The sequence below is a fragment of the Koromonas humicola genome, from assembly GCF_059726255.1.
Genome location: NZ_AP040873.1, coordinates 688,202 through 709,561, shown reverse-complemented (window position 1 = coordinate 709,561; position 21,360 = coordinate 688,202). Strand labels below are relative to the sequence as shown.

Here is a 21,360-nt window from a genome sequence, read left to right as displayed (position 1 = left end):
TTTCAGATTGGGAAACTGTGCCGTTCGTAACCAGCCAAGAGAAAACACTGATTTCTGAAACATCAATTTCTTGGGACAATCTTTATCTCGAATCGGATAATTGAGGCAAATAGCGAGGCAGTCATGGATCTTACGGTCGGAGTCAGTAGTCAGGCCGTTGCCCCGAAGCGCCGAGAAAATCGGCTGCCCGCGGCACTAAACATACGTTTACTAGGTATCGATGCCAAGGGTAAGCCATTTCACCAAGCGGCGATGACACTGGATATCAGTCTGTCCGGGGCGCGAGTCACTGGACTCGCTGCAGAACTTGCTCCTGGCGACATCGTGGGATTACAAAGCGGCGGAGACAAGTGCCGATTCAAGGTCGCATGGACACTGCCGAATCGCGATGGCACATATCAGGCTGGCTTGCATTGCGTCGAAAAGGGCAAGAGCCCGTGGCGCGACCAGATGCACAAAGAGGCGACTGGCGATCGTCGATCCGATGACCGATACCCTTGTGGCGGTTCGGTCTCTCTACGTTCGGCAGCTTTCCCGACTCCCATCTGGGGCACGGTTCGCGACATCGGTGCGGGCGGCTGCTACGTCCAGACCGTGAATGTGGCTCCCGTGGGAGACATCGTTAGCGGTCAATTCACGATCAACGGCGTGCAGTTTGATGCCGTGGCCGAAGTGCGTTCCTCTCGGGCAGCGGTGGGCATGGGACTTCTGTGGTGCGATCTTGGCTTTGACGGTCAGGCAAAGCTGCATAGGCTCCTGCGTCTGCTGGCGGTGAATCACACAGATGCGAACTCGCTGAAACACCGGGCTCAGGGCCAAATGGAGAAGATTCATCAACTCGTGGTGGCATTGCGAGAGCGGTTAGATATTGACAGGACTCTCGTGGACGCCCAGATGGTCGCGCTGCTCAACGAAGCACAAGAGAATCTGGCTACCGTGCTGAAAAGTGTGCAGCGATAAGCAGAGCTGGGTTAGGCTAACTTCATGCGCAATTCATTTTTGTCCGCCGTAGCCCTGTTTAGTCTCGTTGTGTGTGGTTCGATCAGCAGCTTTGCCCAAAACACCGCGGCTCAGATTCCTCCTACCGAGATTTCCGCCGATCTGGGGACCTGCTCGGCTCAAATCAATGTCACCGGAGCTGATGGCAAGCCAGTGTCTAACGCCAAAGTGAGCACGCGTATACGGTACGGGGCTCTTGGGGTTAAAAAGCTCGATTTGGAAACCTACACCAGCGTCAACGGGCAGGCAAAAATTGTGAAGCTGCCTGAAGTTCCGAAAAAGCCGATCTACATCTACGTCAGCAAAGACGATAAGTGGGCGAATGTTGAGTTTCAGCCGGATGTGAAGTGCAGAGCGACTTTCGATGTGGTGTTGAAGTAACTCGCATGGGTTAGCTCTAACTAGTTTTCTTCGCGGCCCGTTTGCGGGCCGCTTTCTTTGTTGCAGCCTTTTTTGTCGCCGCTTTCTTCATTGCCGATTTCTTCGCGGCTTTCCGCGGCTTGGGACCGGGGAGTTCGGCACAACGCCACATGTACCAGCTTGCGATGGAACACCAGGGGTGCCACTTGCGCGCACGACGCCGCATGGCTTCCTTCGTCGGCAACTCGCGCATTTTGTAAAGACGTTGCATGCCCTTGCGCACGCCGTAGTCATCGACCGGCAGCACGTTCGGACGCCCGAGGCGGAATATCAGCATCATTTCGACTGTCCATCGGCCGATGCCTCGAACCTGCGATACCCTCTCTATGATTTCGTCGTCACTCATTTCCGCTAAGTCGTGCTTGTCCGGGACAGTGCCATCAAGACACTTGGCAGCGAGGTCGCGCAAGGCCAGGAGTTTGTTCTGCGACAGTCCTGCGGCACGCAACTTGGCGTCATCCTTGGCCAGCAGCGCTTCGGGAGTCATTCCGTCTTTTGGGAACAGGGCTTCGACGCGTCCCATGATGGCCGAGGCAGCGGCTCCGGCGAGTTGCTGATAGATGATGGAGCGAGCTAACGAATAAAAAATGCTGAAGTGGTGCGGTATCTCCAACGTGCAGGGCCCAACCTGCGCGATGAGTGCGGCAAGTTTAGGGTCAGCAGCAGAAAGATGTTCGAGTGCCTCGTTCCAATCAGAATTCGCTTTCGAACTCACAGTTCATCCTCGGTAAGTGGAGCGGACTCGGCGCTCTCGCGCTCCTGCTCAAGGGCGGAGAGGGTTTCGTCTTCAACTTTCCAGTTGCGTAACAGGTGAATGATGGCGCGGGAAGAAAACCCAGCGCGGACCATCATGCGAAAAATGCGAGCTGCGGATTTCTGGTCGGTTGGCTGCTTCAGGCGCTTCCGCTCGATGAATTGCTGAGCTAACGTGCGTTCGTCGATTTCGCTGTAGGTCTCGCCAACAGTTTTCTCGATCACGTCTGGGTGGACGCCCTTGACACGGAGATCCTGGATGACCCGGAGACGTCCGAACTTCTCGGTGTCTCGCCGAATGGCCGAGTACGATGAAGCATAGCTGGTGTCGTTGAGGTAGCGCTGCTGCTTCAGGCGCTCGGTGACGGCTTCGACCAGCGCTTCCACGTCAGGCTGATGCCCAGCGCGAGTGCGCATCAGGCGCTTCAGTTCCGCGACCGTGCGCATGCGACGCGCTAACGCGCCGACCGCGTACTCGTAGAGGCTCTCCTCGGTGTATTGCTTCTTGACCGCGCTCTTCTTCCACGCCATCGCAAGAAACAGTGTCGGCTCGCGGCGGGAAATTATCAAGCGGCTAAGGAAGGGACCGTGGCTGACCTCAGAGGCGAAGCCAGCCCAGGCCGACCTTAGAAGCGATAAAACACACCGGCGCCAATGCGCAGATGCCAGTCTCCATTGTCGTAGAAATGGGTGTGAAAGGCGTCGGCGGAAAGACGCAATCCAAGTCCGTTGCGGGTCTTGCTGTCTAATCCTCCGCCTACCGCCCAGGAAAACGCCGTGTCGGAGGCGCCGCTCAGATTGCTAACGTGCGAGCCTCCCACCAGAATGTGCCCCCATGGCTCGAAACCACGCCGACGACGCGTCGCCTGAAACTTGGGGCCGAACATAAAGGAATGAATGCTGTTCTCATGGCTGTAGTAGCCGCCAAAATCGGCATCCAGATCGAAGTTCCTGTCGATGTGGTAACCGAGCATGCCGTTCCATCCATTCTTGCCAGATGTGAAATGTGAATAGCCAAAGTAGGCTTCGGGGCCTCTAGCGTCTTGTGCATGTGCCGTAACCGCGAACATAGCAACACACACGAACAGAAATGCCAGCTTGCGCATTTCGAATCTCCTATCTCTCCCGTGCTTCGGGGCTTGTGCACTAAGAAGGAGATTCGTGACGCGAGGCTGCCTTCCTTTGAGGCCGAGAGCCTCAAAGGAGACAACACTGCAAGAAAAACATTGAACTCGGCTAGAAGCGGCCTATCTGCTGCGAGAGTTGGTCGCGAGTGGATTCCGCCGTACCAGAGATGCCTTGCACGCGCAGCTTGAAATCATCCGGATTGCTCGCGTTCTCGATTGCGGTTTCGTAAGAGATGAGCCCCTTTTGCAACAGATCGTAAAGCGATTGATCGAAGGTCTGCATTCCGTATTGCGAAGTGCCCTGCTGCAAAGCTTCCTTGATTTGACGAGTCTTTTCGGGAACGGTGATGCACTCGCGAATATAAGCCGTGGAGATCAGCACCTCACACGCGGGCACGCGGCCAGCTCCGTCGCAGCGCTTGACGAGACGCTGGCTGATGATGGCGCGCAACGTGGCCGCAAGTTGCAGACGAATCTGCTTCTGCTCGGGAGGAGGGAAGACAGCAATAATGCGGTTGATAGTTTCAACAGCATCTAGCGTATGCAGAGTGCTGAATACCATGTGGCCGGTTTCGGCGGCGTGCAGAGCCGTTGAAATTGTCTCAAGGTCGCGCATTTCGCCGACGAGGATGACGTCTGGATCCTGACGAAGGCTGGCGCGGAGCGCGCTGCCGAACGAGGGAGTGTCCACTTCGACTTCGCGTTGATTGACAAAGCCCTTCTTGTCGCGATGCAGGAACTCGATCGGGTCCTCGATGGTAATGATGTGCTCGGGACGCGAAGAGTTGATGCGATCCACCATGGCCGCGAGCGTAGTCGATTTGCCGGAACCGGTAACTCCGGTTACCAGCACCAGCCCGCGAGCTTCTTCACAGATGCGCTCGGTAACCGCAGGCAGGTAAAGCTCTTCAAGGGCTCGAATCTTGGTGGGGATCACGCGGAGCACAATACCGACATTGCCACGCTGCTGGAACACGTTCACACGAAAGCGTCCGAGGCCTGCGGCGCCGTAAGCAAGGTCGATTTCGGCGCACTCCTTAAATTTCTGCTTCTGGCGGTTCGACATCATGCTGAACGCCATGTTCAGCATGTCTTCGCCGGTGATGCGAGGCTGCTCGGTAAGGGGAACCAGTTCACCATCGACGCGCACATGAGGATAGTTGCCAACCTTGAGGTGAAGGTCACTCGCCTTCCTCTCGACGGCTATGCGCAAAAGGTCATCGATCGTCATGGAATCATCTCTTCTGGAACGAGAGTACATCGAAACTTAACACGTTGAACAAACACGTGCAATGAACTATAGGACCTAGACCGCAATGCCCGGGATATGAGCGAGATGCCTCATCTGCAGCCACGTCGAGTAAGGGGTTCCGCGGAGTTGGCGCGTATTAGAAGTAAGGCAAAGTAGGGCCTTCAGGCGCGTTTTCGCGCCACAGAAGAAGTGGGAACGCGATAGGCTGTGTGCATGCGCTTGTGGGGAATACGGCTGGCGATAGTAGCAGCAGTCACGGTGATGAATGTTGCAGAAGGCGCCCTACTCCGGCCATTGATACGAACCGCCGGGATCAACCTTGAGGCAACTCTGTTCGATGAGTTCCTGCTCGGCCTGGTGATGGGATTTGTAGTGGTCTGGATCCATGGGGCGTTCAGACGTCGCTATGAAGCTAAGCTGAAAGCGGCGGTGGATGAACTCAACCATCATGTGCGGAACTCTATGCAGGTGATCATCAACACGCAGATGCTTTGTCCGAAGTGTCGGCGAGGCACCTCGGACGCGTTCGAAAGAGTGGACTGGGCGCTGAAAGAAATCCTGCCCAAGGAAATGCAGCCCAGACGCGAATAGCGCTCAATAGTTTTGATTGAGAGTCCTGTTGCGTGTACAGGAGGGCTTTCTGCATTCGGCTCAGGCCGAAGCGGCTGAGACAACAGATCCAACTGCCGCATCTATATGGCTGATGGCTACGAATATCCAAGATGTGGTGAAAGGAAAGCAGGCGCAGAACTCAGAACTGCGACTGCCTCCCGGACCGGGCGTCAACCTGCTGAGTTCCGTACTCAAGCAAAAGCGCTGGGTCGACCCCATCGCGCATTTCAAGAACCTCGCAGCGAAATACGGCGATATTGCGCATTACAAGCTGGGACGGCGACACATCGTTTTTCTCAATCATCCGGAATACATCCGCGAAGTCTTCATCGTGCAACATGCGAACTTTGTCAAAGAGCGCACTCAGCAACGGGCCAAGTTGCTGCTCGGCGAAGGCATGATCACTGCCGATGGAGCTACTCACAAGCAGGAGCGGCAGGCATCGGCTCCGGCATTTCATCGGCAGAAGATCACGACACATGCCGCTGAAATCGTGCGTCGAGCGGTGCAGCTACGAGATAGCTGGCACGATGGTGAACAGCACGACCTGCATCGAGAGATGATGACATTGGCGTTGGGCATCGTGGGCGCAACGGTGTTCCGCACCGATCTTGGAGACGAAGTACACGCACTCAACCGCGCCATGGCCGACATCATGGACGTGTATAACGCCGTCGTCCTTCTGCCGGGAATACGTTTTCTGCTGCACATTCCATTCACTCCGCTTCGGAAGTTTGTACATGCGCGCGCGAAGCTGCACCAGGCCATCGATCGACTGATCTCCGAACATCGATTGCGTGATCGCGACGCAACCGGAACGGATCTGCTGTCGATGTTGCTGGACACTCAGAAAACAAACCGCTGGAGCGACGAGCAGGTGCGCGACCAGGTAATGACCGTCATACTCGCCGGATACGAAACCGTGGCCATTGCGCTGACGTGGACGTGGTACCTGCTATCGCAAAACCCCGACGCCGAGTCAAAGATGCACGAGGAGATCGATCGCGTGCTCGGAGGACGGCTCCCCGTGTTCGAAGACGTCGCGCAATTGCGGTACACGGAGATGGTGCTGGCAGAATCCATGCGGCTGTATCCTCCCGCCTGGGCAATGGGTCGTCAGGCCTTAAGTGAATTTGAGTTGGGCGAGTACAAGCTGCCTGCAGGAACCACCGTGCTGGCCAGCCAATTCATCATGCATCGAGATGCCCGGTACTTCCCTGACCCACTGAGGTTCGACCCCGAGCGCCACAATGTGGCGGCAAAAGCTGCGAGAGTGAGGGGAACGTATTTTCCGTTTGGCACGGGACCCCGGCAATGCATTGGCGAGTCACTCGCCTGGATGGAAGGGGTGCTGGTAGTTGCCACTCTGGCACAGCGCTGGAAACTGCGACATGACGATCGGCATGAGGTTGTTCCGGAAGCGCTGTTTACACTGAGGCCCCGAGGAGGGATGCCCATGACAGTGCAATCTCGTTAGCAAAATCAAAGGCCCCAGCAAGTGGGGCCTTCGTTTCTTTTGTAACGCAGATTATGCGCCGACCTTCTGCCGAACCGGTACCGGAGTAAGCCAGTTGTAGCGATCGGGCTTGGTTCCATTGAAGATGCTGAACAGTTCGCTGCGGATCGCCTTCGTGATCGGGCCAACCTGACCATCGGCGACCGTGATCTTGTCCACCGAGCGAATCGGAGTGATCTCTGCGGCCGTTCCAGTGAAGAAGACTTCGTCCGCAACGTACAGCAGTTCGCGCGGAATCTGCTGCTCGACAGCGGGAATCTTGAGGTCTTCGGCAATGCGCAGAATCGAGTCACGCGTGATGCCCGCAAGTACCGAGTTGCCGAGCGGAGGCGTGATCAGCTTTCCATTGCGGACGAGGAACAGGTTTTCGCCGGATCCTTCGCTGACGTAGCCATTTGCATCGAGCGCGATGCCTTCGACATAGCCGTTGAGCACCGCTTCCATCTTGATCAACTGCGAATTCATGTAGTTTGCGCCAGCCTTGGCCATTGCGGGCAAGGTATTCGGCGCAAGACGCGTCCACGAAGAAACGCAGACATCTACGCCCACGTCCTCTGTGCCGCCCAGGTACTTGCCCCAAGGATAGTTAGCGATGTAGCACTCCGTCGGTACGCCGATCGGATTGACGCCGATTTCGCCGTAGCCACGAACGATGAGCGGACGGATGTAGCAGGGCCAAACGCCATTGGCAGAGATGGTTTCGATCATGCCATCAATCAACTGCTGGCAGGTGAAGGACACCGGAATGCGGTAGATTTTGGCCGAGTCGAGCAGGCGCTGCATGTGTTCCTGCGCGCGGAAAATAGCGGGACCACTCGGCAGTTCATAGCAACGTACGCCCTCAAAAACAGAAGACCCATAATTCACAACGTGGGCCATGACATGAATCTTTGCGTCATCCCAATTGATCAGCTTGCCGTTGTGCCAGATCTTTTCAGTAGGTTTCATGGGCATTTGTGCGCGCTCCTCAATAGTGCAACGAATGGATCCAATTATAGAACAGGGTGAAGGCCGATGTGCCCATCAGATTGCCGCTTCGGGCTAAGTGTCGAAATTCTTCATAGCACCTATAGGAATTACTAATGAGAGGTGACGTATATAGCGCGTTAGCATAGTAGTCATGCGGGGTTTTGCAATACTTACTGCGTTTCAATTTGCCGGCACGGTCGTTCACGCGCTCGGCGTTCCCATGCCGGGGGCCGTGTTGGGGTTGTTGATGTTTACGGCCTCCCTCTTTTTGGGATGGATCAAGGTCGAGTGGGTGGAATCGACCACGAACTTGTTGCTGAAGCATATGTTGCTGTTCTTCGTGCCAATGACGGTGCTGACCATGCGACTGGCTCCAATCATTAAGGCAAATTGGGCAGCGCTGGCAGTGAGCATCCTAGTGAGCACGCTGGCCGTTATGGTGACTACGGGTGTCGTGGCAGATTTCCTGCTACACAGAAAGAGCGCACCGGCAAATGAATGAATTTACAGCCTCCCCCGTCTTCGGTGCGGGCCTCACGATTCTGCTCTACGCAGCAGGACTGCTGCTCCATAAGAAATTGACGTGGGCTCATCCGCTGGTGACCACCTGCGTAGGCCTGATGCTGACCGTGAAACTGATGCATGTTCCGGTCGAGAACTATGCAGTCGGCGGCGACATGATCACCTATCTGCTCGGCCCGGCCGTCGTCGCACTTGGCGTGCCTGTGTACAAGAATGGCAAAAAGCTTAAAGAATCCGCCGTGCCGCTTTCGTTGGCTATCGGCGTGGGCTCTGCCGTGGGCATGCTTACCGCTGCGATCTGCGCCGCTCTGATGGGCGCGCCAAAGGAATTCATCGCGAGCGCAGTGCCGAAGTCGGTGACAACGCCTATCGCGATGGACATTGCGCGGGAGTTGCACGGGCTGCCTGAGATTGCAGCAGCCATGGCGCTGGTGACGGGAGTGATTGGAAACCTGATGGGGCCGGAGATTCTGCGCTTCTTCGGAGTAAAACACGATCTCGCTATGGGCGCCGCAATGGGAACCTCATCGCATGGCTTTGGTACAGCGCGTTTGCTAAAAGAGCACGAACTGCAAGCCTCGACAGCTTCGCTTGCCATGGCCGTTGCTGGTATGACCGTTTCGGCGCTGGCAATGTTTGTGCCATGGTTCCTCAGAATGATGTCAGGACACAACTGGCACGGCATTCACGCCATCTAGAAGCACGACCAGCAGAAACACATGGCCCCACTCAGTGAGTGGGGCTTTTGATTACTCAGGATTGAAATTCCATAGCAGGTTGTTCAGTCCCGAACCCTGTCCATTACCTACGAAAGAAACGCCACCGCACATCCAGAACTTGCCACTTGTATCGACCCAAGTCGCAGGGCTGGTCGTGGCCGCAGGAGCATTGCTTATGCTCGCAACACCCTTCGTACCATAAACTGCCGCGCTGAGCCCAACATTGCTACCGCTCACCCACGTCCACGTATTGTTGACCCGAGAGTACTTCCAAACATCGTTCATTACCGTGTTCGTCCCAGTCGAATCGAATCCCGAGCCTCCGAACATCCAAAAGTTCCCGCTACTGTCAGTCCAGGCTGCCGCGCCTGAACGTGCGCCGGGGACATTGGAATCTGCAGAGAAGCCCTTGGTGCCATACACTCCGGGCGCATTGTGTAGGTTGCTACCGCTCATCCAAGTCCACGATTTTGAGGTGGGGTTGAATCTCCAAAGGTCATTCATAGGCACAAGTGGTGAGGTGTCGCTGGTTGTACTTGCGCCGCCAAATATCCAAATGTTTCCATCGGAATCGCCCCAACCGCTGGCCAAATATCGTGGAGGCGGAACATTCGCTGTCCCGGGAACGCCCTTTGTCCCAAACGTGCCTTGCGAATATGCGACGGAGCTTCCGCTAATCCACGTCCACATCTTGGTAGTGGGGCTAAACTCCCAGAGGTCATTCAGGTCGCCACTTGCTCCGCTGGCATCCACGCCATGACCTCCGAACAACCAGAAATTCCCAGCCGCATCAGTCCAACCTACAGCGCCCGAGCGCGCACCTGGAACGTTGGAGGGGGAGGCAATTCCGTTCGTTCCATAATCCCCTGCTGCGGAAGCCATATTGCTGCCAGCTATCCATGTCCAGTTCTTCGTCGCCGGATCAAATTGCCAGAGATCATTCAAAGAAGCGGCGGCACCACCCGCGGAATCCACTGCAAGTCCGCCGAACAACCAAAAGCGTCCTGCGGAGTCGGTCCACCCAACCGCGCAAGCACGTGCCCCCGGAGCATTATTCGCGTTCGGCACGTTCCGTGTTCCGTACATTCCTAGCGCGCCGGGCACATTGCTCCCGCTGACCCAAGTCCACGCGTTCAAGGCGGGATTGTACTTCCAGAGGTCATTTAGCAAGGCTTGCAACCCAGTGGACGCATCGGCAGCAGCACCACCGAACATCCAGAGATTGCCACTCGAATCGGCCCAGCTTAGGGAACAGTCGCGTGCACCCGGAAAGTTATTTGCCCCAGCCACGCCTTTTACACCGTACACACCCTGAGCGTTCGGCGTAGTACTGCCACCTATCCAGGTCCAAGAGACAGAGTTGGAGGGATTTGTCGTAACCGTGAATGAACCGCCACCACAAGCACAAGTAAGAAGGAGAAACAGGACAGCTAAGGCGTGAAATATTGCTGGTCGTTTCGGCACGTCTCTGAAGCAAGGCCGCAATGCTTGCATAAAGCCCCCTGAGAGCAGACGGACACATATTCAGCTCCCATCAGGGGAATGTCAATTTACCTCATCGAAGGGCCATGCCCGAACAGCATTCCGAAGCCGACGATGATAACCACGAACACGATGAGCAGTGCTCCGACGACGCGGACAAAGAGGCGTGTCCATCGCCATTCAATTCCGGGCGCCCACACCAGAAGGGCGAGAGTAGTCGCCATGAGCACGAACGAACTGGCGAACCAGCGCACGCGTACTACGTTTCCCAACACGTCGACCAAGCCAGCCATCACAAGACTGTATCGAACCATTCTCTCCGGCGCAATTAGCTGGCATGAGCTCAATCCTCCAACAGAAAACGCCCCCAAGCACCGGGGGCGTTGCTGCTGACAGCGAGTCTCCTCTACAGCGTTTCGGTTTCCAACAACTCGGGCGTTTCCTGCTTCTCCTGCGCTTCGATTGCGTTGGCCAACTCGCGAACGAACAACTCAGCATCGGTAACCAGTCCTAGCGCCTGGAACGTTCCGCGATCAGCGAGCTTCGTCACTACTGCAGGATTGATGTCAACAGCGACTACCTTCACCGCCGCTTTCAACATGTTCCCGGTCGCAATCGAGTGAAGCATGGTGGCAATCATTAGCACCATGTCCACACCTTCGATCGCCTTGCGCATCTTGACTTGAGCCTTCGCCGTGTCAGTGATCACGTCGGGCATCGGGCCGTCATCGCGAACCGATCCGGCGAGCACGAGTTCGACGTTATTCTTAACGCACTCGTACATGATGCCTTCTTTGAGAACGCCACTCTCGACCGCGTCGCGAAGCGATCCAACGGCGCGTACAGCATTGATCGCAGCCATGTGATTGCGATGTCCGCCCGGCACAGGGCGGCCATTGCGCAGGCAGACGCCGAGTGAGGTGCCGAACAACACGCTCTCTACATCGTGCGTCGCAATGGCATTGCCTCCAAAAAGAACCTGCACGAAACCGTCACGTATCAACTTGGCAAGGTGCGGGCCTGCGCCACTGTGCACAATCGCAGGTCCAGCAACGATCAGAATCTTGCCGCCCTTGGCGCGGGTTTCACGCATTTGCTTCGCGATCTCTTCGATGACAAGACGCTTCGGATGCTCAGACGAAACGTTGCTTCCCATGAAGCTGAACACTTCGCGATCGCGCGAACGCTCAGGCGGCAGCACGCGGATGCCTTCGTGGCCAACCACGACAAGTTCGCCTTTGCATATTGCGGAGGCGGGAATCATGCGCGCTTCGGAATACGCCGGGCTGACAACGATGGCGAGATCCATCTCCGTGTTCTGCACGTTGATCCAGCGCCCATTGAGGCGAACCTGCGTGGGCAAGTGCGTTGTGGAGTAAAAGTCTGGCGGCAGGATGCCATCCGCAGGAGCAGGCTTGGAGGAAACGTCGGCACGTGAGGCGAGCACGGCACCATACGTCTGCAGCGCCAGCAGGATGGCTTCGAGCTTCTTCTCGCTGCCGGCGTGAACCTTGAGGCGTGCGAAGGAGACTTCGTCCTTGGCGCGGCCAACTTGAATCTCCTCAACATCAAAGGTTCCGCCCATGTCCATGATGGTGTCGAAGGCGCGTGGAAGCGTCCACGAATCGATGATGTGACCTTCAAGAGTGACTTCTTCGGTGAATGATGTCATGAGTCCTTTTCATCCGCACAGCTGGCCAAGGTCAAACGAAAAACCTGAATCTGTGCTGCCAGTCATTAACTACAAATCGTTCAATGCATATTGTTGAGTGCGTGTTATGGATATACAAACTTACGGGTATAGAAAAAAGCCCGCAGTTGTTGGCTGCGGGCTTGGAGATGAGTGCTTTATAAATTACCTATTACTCCTCCAAGCACACGAGCCCTCGACCGACGGTCGCGGGAGCGGTTGCGGAGTTGTGCTCAGGAGATTCATTATCTGTAGATAATGCTGGAACCGAGCTGGATTGTCAACACGAAATCCGGCGCTAATCACGCATAGACTAGCGCCGGACCCGCGTTTTACGGGAGCTTTGCTCCCAGTGCTTCAATATAACCGCGATTCGGGCGGGTGTTTTCGAAACGAACTTTCTGCAGAAGGTCTTTCAACGCCGCGCGCGAGTCCTCAATTGAGGGACGCGTGGCGATCATCTTCTCAGCCTGGCCGATATTGCGGGGTTGCTGAGCAAAGGTGACAATCGCGTCCCAGTGCTCAGGGCGCGAGAAGCTGACGATTGAAGATGTTGCGTCCATCTTCTTGTAAGGCCAGAAGCTCCAGTTCACTTCATTATCGTTCAGCGTCTTCGTGAATTGAGCGATCCACTCATCTTTGTTCTCGCCAGATTCTCCACACCAAAGCGGCACGTTGTACTTGTCGCGATAGTCGAGATACTCCTGGATCACATCCTTGGTGGGAGCTGTCCAGTACTTGTGGAACGTGTACATCACATTCTTATCAAACGGCGCACCGAACACCTTGAAATTGCTGTCCCACTGCGCACCACCAAGAATGACAACGTGGTTCTGATCGACTGTACGAATTGCAGCGACAATGCGACGGTACAACGGCTCGAGTGCGGAGTTGTACTTCGCCAATTGCGGAAAGTGCGGGATGGGCTCGTTCAGCAGATCGTATCCAATGACAGTTGGGTTATCGCGATAGTGCTTCGCAATGCGCTGCCAGACGTCAATGGTTTCCTGCTGCGCTTCGGCACTCTCGTACAGCCAGGGGTATCCCCAACTGTCGTCAATGTTCGTGCCGGTCTGTCCGCCGGGCGCGGCATGCAGATCGATGATGACGTACAGCCCTGCTTTCTGGCTCCAGTCGATCACGCGATCGAGCAACGCGAAACCTTCTTCATTTCCAGGCGTGAAGAACTTGTAGTGAATAGGAATCCGAACAGAGTTGAAGCCAAGCGATTTCAGGTACTTGATATCGGCTTCAGTAACGTACTGGTCGCGGTACTCGTGCCAGAATTTTGCGGCGTCCTCGGGGCCGATGAGTTGGGTCACCAGCGTCTCGATCTCGCGAGGCGATTGCGGTCCGCGGTCGAAGTGGAACATGTAGCCTTCAGGCACGAGCCAGTTTCCAAGGTTTGTGCCGCGGAGAATGAGTTTCTGGCCGTCAGGCGTTACAAGGTATTTGCCTTGTGTATGAACGAAGCGTGACTGAGCGCAGAGTGGAAGCGATAACAAGACGAAGGAGAGCAGCATTACAAGTCGTCGCACGGATAGGTCTCCGAACAATTCAAGAGTCGAGAAACTTTCCAATCATAGTACGTGCGGGTGAGTACTGGAACGTAAGTTGTCACCCGTGAGCCCCATCCGGCATCCAACAACCCGAGCACGAGCCGGGCGATTTCGCACGGCTTTGCGTGGAGGAGATCGATGCTGAACAAAGCTTCCCTGTCACTTTTATGCGCTGCAGCCGTATTGGTACCGGTGCTGCTGTTCGCGGCTCATCCAACGCCCGGATCTGCAGCTCCGCAGTTCACACTGAAGTCGCAGGATGGCACTCCGGTGAGTCTGAGCGATTTTCGCGGCAAATGGGTCGTGCTCTATTTCTATCCGAAGGATTTCACTAGCGGCTGCACGTTGGAGGCTCACAATTTCCAGCGCGACCTTGCGCAATACGAAAAGCGCAACGCTGTGATCGTAGGCGTGAGCGTGGATGATCCGAACTCGCACAAGCAGTTTTGTGTGAAGGAGGGATTGAGTTTCAAGCTGCTGTCCGACACCGAGCACACTGTTTCCAAACAATACGGAACTCTTAGCAACATGGTCTTTACGCACGCCGCCCGCAACACTTTCCTTATTTCCCCGGATGGCAAAGTGGCGCGAGTATTTGAAGATGTGAAACCCTCAGAACATAGCGCGCAGGTTCTGGCAGCTCTGAACGATTTGGAAGCGAAGAAGTAAGCTGCAACAGGAACGCTACCCTGCTGAGCTTGTGCTATGGGCCATGGGCTCTGCCGGAAGCATTATCGAGAAAACCGTGCCGGTTTTCGTTCCTGTCGTACAGGAGCGAACGCGAATTGTGCCGTCGTGCTTGTCGATGATCTGCTTGCTGACCCACAACCCGAGGCCGGTTCCAACAGCGCCCTTCGTTGTGTAGAAGGGCTCGAAAAGATGGGGCCTGGCACCGGCTGGCACGCCTGCACCGGTATCGGCAATAGTGACTCGAACCCAGTGGCGGCCATCGCCCTTGATTGCTCGACTGGCCTTTACCCGCAATAGCACCTTGCCGCCTTCCGGCATCGCGTCGAGACTGTTGGCCACAAGGTTTGAAAAGACTTGTCGCAGTTCTCCGGCAATGGCGACAATCTCTACTCTCTCCTGAGACTTCTTTTCGATTACTGCCCGCTTCTTGTTGATCTTGCTCTTCAGCAGATCGACAGCTGAGTCGAGCACAGAATCGACCGCAACGAGCGCCGGTGCATTCGACTCGCGATAGAACCCGAGCGATTGGCGGGTAATGTGGGCGATTCTTTTCAACTCCGCATCGGCCATCTCTAGATATTCGCGCGTAGTCGGCGGCAGGTCTTTTGCCGTCAACGCGATGTAGAGAGCGTTAGTTGTTGCCTCAAGCGGATTATTGATTTCGTGCGCGATGCTGGCAGCCATTCGTCCGACCGACGCAAGTTTCTCGCTGCGCAACAGTGCCTGCTCAGCCAGCTTGCGATCAGTGATGTCCGTTACCGTGCCGAGAGCGCGGGCAGGATTGCCGAATTCATCCAGCAGCATGCGGCCGCGAACCCAGACCCATCGCACTTCTCCATCCATGCGCCGAATTTGCGTTTCGAAGTCCCACGTTTTACCAGCTTTTTGAGCCGAATTAATCAGCGATATGACGTCGGCTCGCTGCTCCGGAAGCAGATGGCTTGAAAAACGTTCAAAGCTCCACTCGTGGTCGTCTAGTGGATATCCAAAAATCTCGGCGTGGCGCGAGGACCGGAATCCGATTCCCTTAGCAAGATCGATTTCCCACTCGCCGAGGCTCGCAACTTCAACCGCAAGGTCGAGCCGCGTGTTGCTCTTCCGCAACTCTTGTTCAATCTGCTTCTGCTCGCTGATATCGGTATTGGTTCCAAACCAGCGAACGACCTTCCCTGCCGCGTCCTTCAGTGGCATGACTCGTGTGAGGAAGGGGCGAAACACTCCATCGGCACCACGCAGCGGGAAGACCATGTCGAGCGGTTCTCCCGTAGAGAGACAGTACTGCCAGCGCTCCATGACAAAGGGCAGTGTTGCAGGATCATGTACCGCCTGCCATCCCCAACCTTTCATCAATTCCGGGATCGTGCCTGTGTACTCGTACCAGCGCTCGTTGTACCAGAAGATCGAGCCATCCGCCCTGGCCATCCAGCATAGCTGTGGAATGGCGTCTGCGAGCGTACGGAACTGCGCTTCGCTTTGACGCAACGCTTCTTCGGCTCTCTTGCGCTCCGTGATGTCGCGCAGAATGACGGTGTAGAGATGTTCGCCTTCCGCTTCTATTTGGGAGATCGTGGCTTCAATCGGAAACTCTTCTCCCGTGGATCGCAGGGCAGTGAGTATTCCAGGAGAGTTCATTGTGCGGGCAGTGGCGCGCTCCAGCGCAAATCGTCGAATGTATTCTGCGTGAGCATCGCGAAACGCCGCTGGGATGAAACGGTTGATCGGGGATCCGATCGCTTCGGCGGCAGAGCACTTAAACACCGCTTCAGCGGCACGGTTAAACACCACAATACGCTGTTGCTCATCCACCGACACAACCGCGTCCATCGCGGATGCAATCACGGCCTGCAGCTTAGCCTCAATTTTGCGAAGTCCTTGCTCGGTTTTGCGCTGCTCGTCTTCAAGTGACTCTATCTGTTCTTCACTTTGTCGAAGCTTTTCCTGCGCCATCCACAGTTCGCGCTCGCGCTCGTAATCCGCAATCTGCAAGGCTTTACGACGGTATCGCTCGGCCACGACGCTGACGAAGACTCCCATCAACAGAAACACAAACAAGGCGAGGTGCCCAGAACTGCGCGAGCTCACCGTATAGCTGCCCAAGGGGTCAAACAGCCAGTCGCTCGCGAAGAACACCGCCAAAACCGTGGCCAAAATTCCTGCCCACAGCCCGGCAAGAAGAGCGACGACCATCACCACCGGACAGAACGTGATCAGCGGCGGAAGTTCTAAACCGAAGAACCGGAGCAGGAGCATGCGCGCCAGCGACACGCTCGCAACCATCGCAGCCGCAATGACCAACCGAACGGAGGGAGAACGATCCAGGACGCTTTGTTTTAATTCCACCATAGAGAGGCAGCTACAGTGAGCTTACCAAATGAACCAATAAGCACCGGCGTAAGGAACTGAAAGCAAAACCAGCCGCTCAGATCAGCATCTTACGCATGAGTTGAATTTGCGTAAAACGGAAATCACCGCTTCGTTCTGAAAATCGCAAATTAGAACCGCCAAGCATCTTGGAATACATGAATTCAGTCTGTGCATCACTCGGGAGTTCAATAATGGTCTTCCAGCGCCAGAAAACGGCATTGCGCCTTTCCCTAATAATGATGCTGACTCTCCCCTTATGCTCTGTAGCCAGTCAACAACAAACTGAAGCTCCCAATTTGCAATCAGGATCTTCAGCGCCAGCCCCGACTCCGTCGCACGATACGGTGCAGCAACCAGAGCAGCCCCCCACCAACCAACAAAACTCAGAACCAGCCCAGCAACCGCCACAGCAGACACCTGAAACCACCTCTGAGGAGGCCAAACCCGCAGAACAGCCCGCGAATCAGCCCAAGATTACCCGCTCCAAGCAGGACACGCCAGCGCGGGCTTGGCAGGTGCTGAAAGAAGGCACGCAGGAACACAGCCACGAAAAGCGGGCTGAGGCAATTCGAGTCCTTGGGCTGTTGCCCAATAACCCTGCGGCCCTTGCCCTGGCACAAAAAGCTCTGGCTGACGAACGTGCCGAGGTTCGCGCCGCAGCGGCAGCAGCATTGGGCGAAATGGGCGCAAGGGTCTCCATTCGCGAATTGCGGGCTGCTCTGGAGGACAAAGACATCTCGGTTGTACTAGCTGCAGCCAATGCCTTGAGAACGATGCATGACCCAGCCGCTTATCAGGTTTACTACGCCGTGCTCACAGGACAGCGGAAGACCGGAAAGGGATTGCTGGAAGATCAGGAAAAAATGCTGAAGGATCCGAAGAGGATGATGATGTTTGGTGTCGAAGAGGGCGTCGGGTTCGTTCCCTTCGGAAGCCTCGGCTACACAGCGCTGAAGACCTTGACCAAGGACGACACTTCGCCCGTGCGGGCAGCGGCAGCCAAGGCACTCGCACACGATCCCGATCCGCGCAGCGCGAAAGCTCTACGTGAAGCCACACTGGACAAAAGCTGGATCGTGAGAGCCGCCGCGCTCGATGCCATTGCTCGACGAGATGATCCCAAGTTGCTTGCCGCTGCCTTCGGCTCGCTCGACGACGAAAAGGACACTGTGCGCTTCACGGCTGCAGCCGCAGCCTTGCGATTACAGCGAGTCTCCGCTTCACACCAGAAACACGGTACCCGGCGCCGTTAGTTCATTGTCGTCTCACGGCTTGCTGCGTCGCTTGGCAGCTTCGACCGTCTGCGTAGGATCGGCTCCCTCCCATGAGACGTCAGCCGTAGGACCGTAATCAGGTGGCACAGGCTTGTTCAACGCTCGCAAATACATCGATAACTGCGCACGGTGATGGCAGGTGTGGAGCACTCGCCGCCAGAAGACCCATATTCGCTCGCGGGTGACATCAAAGAACGGAACATGTTCAAGCCACCAGTGTTCAGTCTGGGGCGCGAGATGACTGAGTCGCGGCTGACACAGTTCCTGCATACGCACCCAATACTGCCTCGGGTGATTTCCGGCAGGCAAAATCTGGTCGGCTGGAGGCTCGGGAACTCCCATGAACTCGTCGAAGAAGCGACGTTCCGAGAGAAGCTGGTGCTTCATGATGTCGAGGACAGTCCGTGAGCGCGGATCAGGAGAAAACGTCATGTCAGCCGGGTCGAAGCTGCGCCACACAGATATGACCTTGTTGGTCTCGCTAGCGTAAGTGTCGAGCAGATGTTGAAAAACGGGCACAGCGGCGCGTGGAACGGCAGAGTCTGGCAGCGCAGTGAATTCATAAGACATCGACATCGCAGGTCTTCTCCAGTAGATACCTCTATTTGCTATGCGAGTTTCTGACGAAGAGATGTCTCGACCTCTCAGTCTGAATGCGAGATCTTAGCAGACAAAAAAGAACCGGCGCATCTGTTCAGCGCCGGTAGTGTCCTTGTTTATGAGTCAGTTGCGATCAGGCCTCCGAATAAGCCGCGGCACTAAGCGTCCGATTGTCACTCGTCACGGCTTCGCTGCCATGCGCGACTCCCTCCAGATTGCCAATGAGCGTTTGCAGGCTTCGTGCAAGTTCATTCATCTCCTCCGATGATGCGGAACTCTCTTCCGCCTGCGTCGCCGTATTCTGAGTGACCTTGTCCATCTCGAGAATCGCCGATGCAATCTGATGCAGCGCGCGCGATTGCTCCTGAGAACTGGTGGCCACCTCATCCATAATCTGTTTCAACCGCGTTGTGTCATCAACAACCATCGTCACCGCTGAGGCCACACCTTCAACCGCAGCAAGACTGTCGCGAGTTCGTTCTTGTGACGATTCAATCAACTCCGCAGTCTCCCGCGCCGCCGCAGCACAACGCTGCGCAAGCGTGCGCACTTCCTCAGCCACTACGCCAAAGCCCGCTCCCGCACTCCCCGCCCGAGCCGCCTCAACTGCTGCGTTCAGTGCCAGGATATTCGTCTGGAACGCGATCTCATCAATCGACTTCACGATGCCTGCAACCTTGGAGCTGGAATCGGACAAATGCTTCATCGAACTCACGAGCGTTTCCAACGTAACACTGGCCGTCTCCGTGTGCTCCACAGCGCCATCGAGGATTCGGCTTGCCTCGGTCACATGTCCTGCATTTTGGTCCGTCTTAGCGCTCACCTCATTCGTGGCCGCCGAGGTTTCTTGTAGCGAAGCAGCCTGCTCCGATGTTCCCTGCGCTAGTGCTTGCGAAGATCCCGAGATCTGCGAAGAAGCCGATGCTAACTGCTCTGTGCCTTGCTTCAACTGATCTGTTGCTGAATTGATCTGATCAGTGAGACCACGTGTGAACACTATCGCGATGATGATCGATACCAGGAATCCGAAGGCCGGAACTAAGGTCGACAACCACACGGATCTCCGAAGATCGGCGGCCGAAGTTACTCCTGCGCTCTCTGCGAGCTTCATCCCATGAGTCTGAAGTTTCTTCGCGCCCGTGCGAACATCCAGCCCTCTCGCACCAAACTCACTTAGCGCCAGTTCGTATTCGCCGCCCTGCCTCACGCCATTCTGGACCAGTACCACGATTCTCTTCACCGCCACATCGTAGCGTTCCACTAGCGATGACAGGTTCTCCACGTCGGCACGGCATTCTTCGAGTTCCGGGTGCTCGGACAGTTGCGTTCTCAGCAGCCCCAGATCTTCCAGAGCAGCTCGATAGCTTGCCTCGGCCTTCTCAAGTGAGCCAGGCTTTTGAATTGTGACGTAGTAAATGAAATTGATTCGCGCGGTGAGAATCTCGGCCTGAACGGTGGATGCATGATCTACCAGAGGCAAATAGACGCTGTTGATCGTCTCTGAGCGGTGCGAAGCCGCCAGCATATTGAAGCTCGAAATGACCGTTCCTATTGCTGCGCCGCCAATAATTATTGTGAACAGAAATCCCAATCGTGCCGATAGACTCCAACGAGACACTAGATCTCCTTTCGAGAGTTAGAAGAAAGTGTCCATATCGGCTCAATCCAAGATTTCTTCAGAACTAAACCCAGAACTCCGAATTTCTGATCTACAAAGACGCGGCCAAGCCGCTCTAGGTGGAACGGTTGCCGCATTGTAAGTGATAGGAAAGGAATGGTCGGGGCGACTGGATTCGAACCAGCGACCCCCTGCGCCCAAGGCAGGTGCGCTACCAGGCTGCGCTACGCCCCGACTCCGTCGGCAGAAGATGCCGCACTTACAAATCCTAGCATACGCGGAGCTGCTTAGTCGTGATCGCCCGTACTTTCGCCCGAAACTTCACGCACAATTGCATCTGATTTCAGCGATGCGCCCTGCGCGGCCACCGTCAGCCCAGGGTCAGAGTACTTCCACTGCGGCGCATTCGAATCGACACTCCAGGTTTGCAGTTCGATCCCCATCTCAAACGCAACGACCAAGTCGGACGTACGCGGAGCCACACGGACACTCGCTACCCTGACGTTCTGCAGCAGTTGGCGCGGATGAATCTCTGGCGTAACCTCCGCACCGGCGTTCGACGCCCAGCTCAGATTGCCATCCACCACGATTCGCCACGGGCAGTCGAGAAACAGCTCCGCATCGTGCTCAAAAGCGAGTCGCCATCCCGCGCTGTCTGGAGCCGAAGCATAACTCTCAACCGAGGTACAGAGCCTGCCGGAAAGGTGCCGCCCCAACTGCTCGATAGCCGTGGGTGTTCCCTGAAAAAATGCCCGCACTTGCCGCGTGTTCAGCCAGTACAGCAGAAATCCCGCTAGTACGCACTTGAGGAACAGGATCGGGTGCACCATCGCTGAGGTGAGACTTCCGCCGTGCTCCGAGACGATGGAAACACCCTCTATCGCGATTAGGGCTGACCAGCCCAGCACCAGGATTCGGCTCCAGTTCTCGCCCTGGTAGTAGCTCCAGATCACGAAGTACACCACCGCGACAACCAGAGGCCCGCCAATCAATCTGTACGCGTGCGCATGGGTAAAAAGCCCGGCGAGTGAACCTCCGGATATCTCAATGAGACTGCTGATGTAGTCGATTGCAAGAAACAAGGACATGAGCAGCGCCGTGATCCCAATGCCTTCAGGACGTCTCGAACTCATGCTCGGTGCGTTTATGCCGGATGACGTGGCGGGAGTGTGCTGCACGCCGAAAGTATACTCG

General features: G+C 56.0%; 21 protein-coding genes and 1 tRNA gene. 8 read left to right on the top strand and 14 right to left on the bottom strand.

What is annotated here, in order from left to right:
- Window positions 1–123 precede the first annotated feature (123 nt).
- Together AC6IZD_RS03190 and AC6IZD_RS03185 are read left to right on the top strand one after the other, a co-directional pair.
- On the top strand, window positions 124–960 hold the full coding sequence (locus AC6IZD_RS03190) for a PilZ domain-containing protein (protein ID WP_497786236.1): 837 nt from the start codon (window positions 124–126) through the stop codon (window positions 958–960).
- Window positions 961–984: 24 nt separating this feature from the next.
- Entirely contained in the window at window positions 985–1,380 is a 396-nt protein-coding gene (locus tag AC6IZD_RS03185; RefSeq protein ID WP_497786235.1) for a hypothetical protein, read from the top strand.
- 16 nt (window positions 1,381–1,396) lie between these two features.
- Here AC6IZD_RS03185 and AC6IZD_RS03180 read toward each other — a convergent pair whose 3' ends face one another.
- The 4 genes from AC6IZD_RS03180 to AC6IZD_RS03165 form a co-directional block, all read right to left on the bottom strand.
- Complete coding sequence (locus tag AC6IZD_RS03180; protein WP_497786234.1) at window positions 1,397–2,134, bottom strand: DNA-3-methyladenine glycosylase family protein; 738 nt, start codon at window positions 2,132–2,134, stop codon at window positions 1,397–1,399.
- The gene (locus AC6IZD_RS03175) at window positions 2,131–2,703 is read right to left on the bottom strand and encodes a regulatory protein RecX (protein WP_497786233.1); all 573 of its coding nucleotides are present in this window, start codon (window positions 2,701–2,703) and stop codon (window positions 2,131–2,133) included. The genes AC6IZD_RS03180 and AC6IZD_RS03175 overlap by 4 nt, the downstream gene beginning before the upstream one ends.
- Window positions 2,704–2,798: 95 nt before the next feature.
- Entirely contained in the window at window positions 2,799–3,278 is a 480-nt protein-coding gene (locus AC6IZD_RS03170) for an outer membrane beta-barrel protein (RefSeq protein WP_497786232.1), read from the bottom strand.
- A gap of 130 nt (window positions 3,279–3,408) precedes the next feature.
- Window positions 3,409–4,530 (bottom strand): type IV pilus twitching motility protein PilT, encoded by a 1,122-nt coding sequence (locus tag AC6IZD_RS03165; protein WP_497786231.1) that lies wholly within the window; start codon window positions 4,528–4,530, stop codon window positions 3,409–3,411.
- A gap of 234 nt (window positions 4,531–4,764) precedes the next feature.
- Here AC6IZD_RS03165 and AC6IZD_RS03160 point away from each other — a divergent pair, with 234 nt between their 5' ends.
- Both AC6IZD_RS03160 and AC6IZD_RS03155 read left to right on the top strand, forming a co-directional pair.
- Window positions 4,765–5,142 carry a hypothetical protein gene (locus tag AC6IZD_RS03160; RefSeq protein ID WP_497786230.1) on the top strand — a complete coding sequence of 126 codons (378 nt, stop codon included), beginning with the start codon at window positions 4,765–4,767 and terminating at the stop codon, window positions 5,140–5,142.
- A gap of 28 nt (window positions 5,143–5,170) precedes the next feature.
- Window positions 5,171–6,640 carry a cytochrome P450 gene (locus tag AC6IZD_RS03155; protein WP_497786229.1) on the top strand — a complete coding sequence of 490 codons (1,470 nt, stop codon included), beginning with the start codon at window positions 5,171–5,173 and terminating at the stop codon, window positions 6,638–6,640.
- A gap of 51 nt (window positions 6,641–6,691) precedes the next feature.
- On the opposite strand, the gene AC6IZD_RS03150 is transcribed toward AC6IZD_RS03155, so the two are convergent.
- The gene (locus AC6IZD_RS03150; RefSeq protein ID WP_497786228.1) at window positions 6,692–7,633 is read right to left on the bottom strand and encodes a branched-chain amino acid transaminase; all 942 of its coding nucleotides are present in this window, start codon (window positions 7,631–7,633) and stop codon (window positions 6,692–6,694) included.
- A 166-nt stretch (window positions 7,634–7,799) separates the two neighbouring features.
- Between AC6IZD_RS03150 and AC6IZD_RS03145 the strand changes: the two genes are divergently transcribed.
- Both AC6IZD_RS03145 and AC6IZD_RS03140 read left to right on the top strand, forming a co-directional pair.
- A complete protein-coding gene (locus AC6IZD_RS03145; protein WP_497786227.1) occupies window positions 7,800–8,150 on the top strand; it encodes a CidA/LrgA family protein in 351 nt (116 codons plus the stop codon).
- The gene (locus AC6IZD_RS03140) at window positions 8,143–8,868 is read left to right on the top strand and encodes an LrgB family protein (RefSeq protein ID WP_497786226.1); all 726 of its coding nucleotides are present in this window, start codon (window positions 8,143–8,145) and stop codon (window positions 8,866–8,868) included. Before AC6IZD_RS03145 ends, AC6IZD_RS03140 begins: the two co-directional genes overlap by 8 nt.
- A gap of 51 nt (window positions 8,869–8,919) precedes the next feature.
- Here AC6IZD_RS03140 and AC6IZD_RS03135 read toward each other — a convergent pair whose 3' ends face one another.
- The 4 genes from AC6IZD_RS03135 to AC6IZD_RS03120 all read right to left on the bottom strand — a co-directional run bounded on the left by AC6IZD_RS03135 (window position 8,920) and on the right by AC6IZD_RS03120 (window position 13,599).
- A complete protein-coding gene (locus tag AC6IZD_RS03135; RefSeq protein ID WP_497786225.1) occupies window positions 8,920–10,179 on the bottom strand; it encodes a Kelch repeat-containing protein in 1,260 nt (419 codons plus the stop codon).
- A 260-nt stretch (window positions 10,180–10,439) separates the two neighbouring features.
- Window positions 10,440–10,685 carry a hypothetical protein gene (locus AC6IZD_RS03130; protein WP_497786224.1) on the bottom strand — a complete coding sequence of 82 codons (246 nt, stop codon included), beginning with the start codon at window positions 10,683–10,685 and terminating at the stop codon, window positions 10,440–10,442.
- A 92-nt stretch (window positions 10,686–10,777) separates the two neighbouring features.
- Window positions 10,778–12,043, bottom strand: a complete 1,266-nt coding sequence (locus AC6IZD_RS03125; protein WP_497786223.1) for an ornithine cyclodeaminase, nickel-pincer nucleotide-dependent — start codon at window positions 12,041–12,043, stop codon at window positions 10,778–10,780.
- A 350-nt stretch (window positions 12,044–12,393) separates the two neighbouring features.
- Complete coding sequence (locus AC6IZD_RS03120; protein WP_497786222.1) at window positions 12,394–13,599, bottom strand: glycoside hydrolase family 5 protein; 1,206 nt, start codon at window positions 13,597–13,599, stop codon at window positions 12,394–12,396.
- A gap of 159 nt (window positions 13,600–13,758) precedes the next feature.
- Between AC6IZD_RS03120 and AC6IZD_RS03115 the strand changes: the two genes are divergently transcribed.
- Window positions 13,759–14,289 (top strand): peroxiredoxin, encoded by a 531-nt coding sequence (locus tag AC6IZD_RS03115; RefSeq protein ID WP_497786221.1) that lies wholly within the window; start codon window positions 13,759–13,761, stop codon window positions 14,287–14,289.
- 15 nt (window positions 14,290–14,304) lie between these two features.
- On the opposite strand, the gene AC6IZD_RS03110 is transcribed toward AC6IZD_RS03115, so the two are convergent.
- Complete coding sequence (locus AC6IZD_RS03110) at window positions 14,305–16,653, bottom strand: PAS domain S-box protein (RefSeq protein ID WP_497786220.1); 2,349 nt, start codon at window positions 16,651–16,653, stop codon at window positions 14,305–14,307.
- 317 nt (window positions 16,654–16,970) lie between these two features.
- Here AC6IZD_RS03110 and AC6IZD_RS03105 point away from each other — a divergent pair, with 317 nt between their 5' ends.
- On the top strand, window positions 16,971–17,927 hold the full coding sequence (locus tag AC6IZD_RS03105) for a HEAT repeat domain-containing protein (RefSeq protein WP_497786219.1): 957 nt from the start codon (window positions 16,971–16,973) through the stop codon (window positions 17,925–17,927).
- 12 nt (window positions 17,928–17,939) lie between these two features.
- Here the strand turns inward: AC6IZD_RS03105 and AC6IZD_RS03100 are convergent, their stop codons facing one another.
- From AC6IZD_RS03100 to AC6IZD_RS03085, 4 genes are all read right to left on the bottom strand, one after another.
- Window positions 17,940–18,524, bottom strand: coding sequence for a DinB family protein (locus AC6IZD_RS03100; RefSeq protein WP_497786218.1), 585 nt, complete (start codon window positions 18,522–18,524; stop codon window positions 17,940–17,942).
- 157 nt (window positions 18,525–18,681) lie between these two features.
- Window positions 18,682–20,166, bottom strand: coding sequence for a methyl-accepting chemotaxis protein (locus AC6IZD_RS03095; protein ID WP_497786217.1), 1,485 nt, complete (start codon window positions 20,164–20,166; stop codon window positions 18,682–18,684).
- Between the two features lie 157 nt (window positions 20,167–20,323).
- Window positions 20,324–20,400 (bottom strand) — tRNA-Pro (locus AC6IZD_RS03090).
- 53 nt (window positions 20,401–20,453) lie between these two features.
- Window positions 20,454–21,299: a hypothetical protein gene (locus AC6IZD_RS03085; RefSeq protein WP_497786216.1), complete on the bottom strand. Its 846-nt coding sequence runs from the start codon at window positions 21,297–21,299 to the stop codon at window positions 20,454–20,456.
- Window positions 21,300–21,360: the final 61 nt, after the last annotated feature.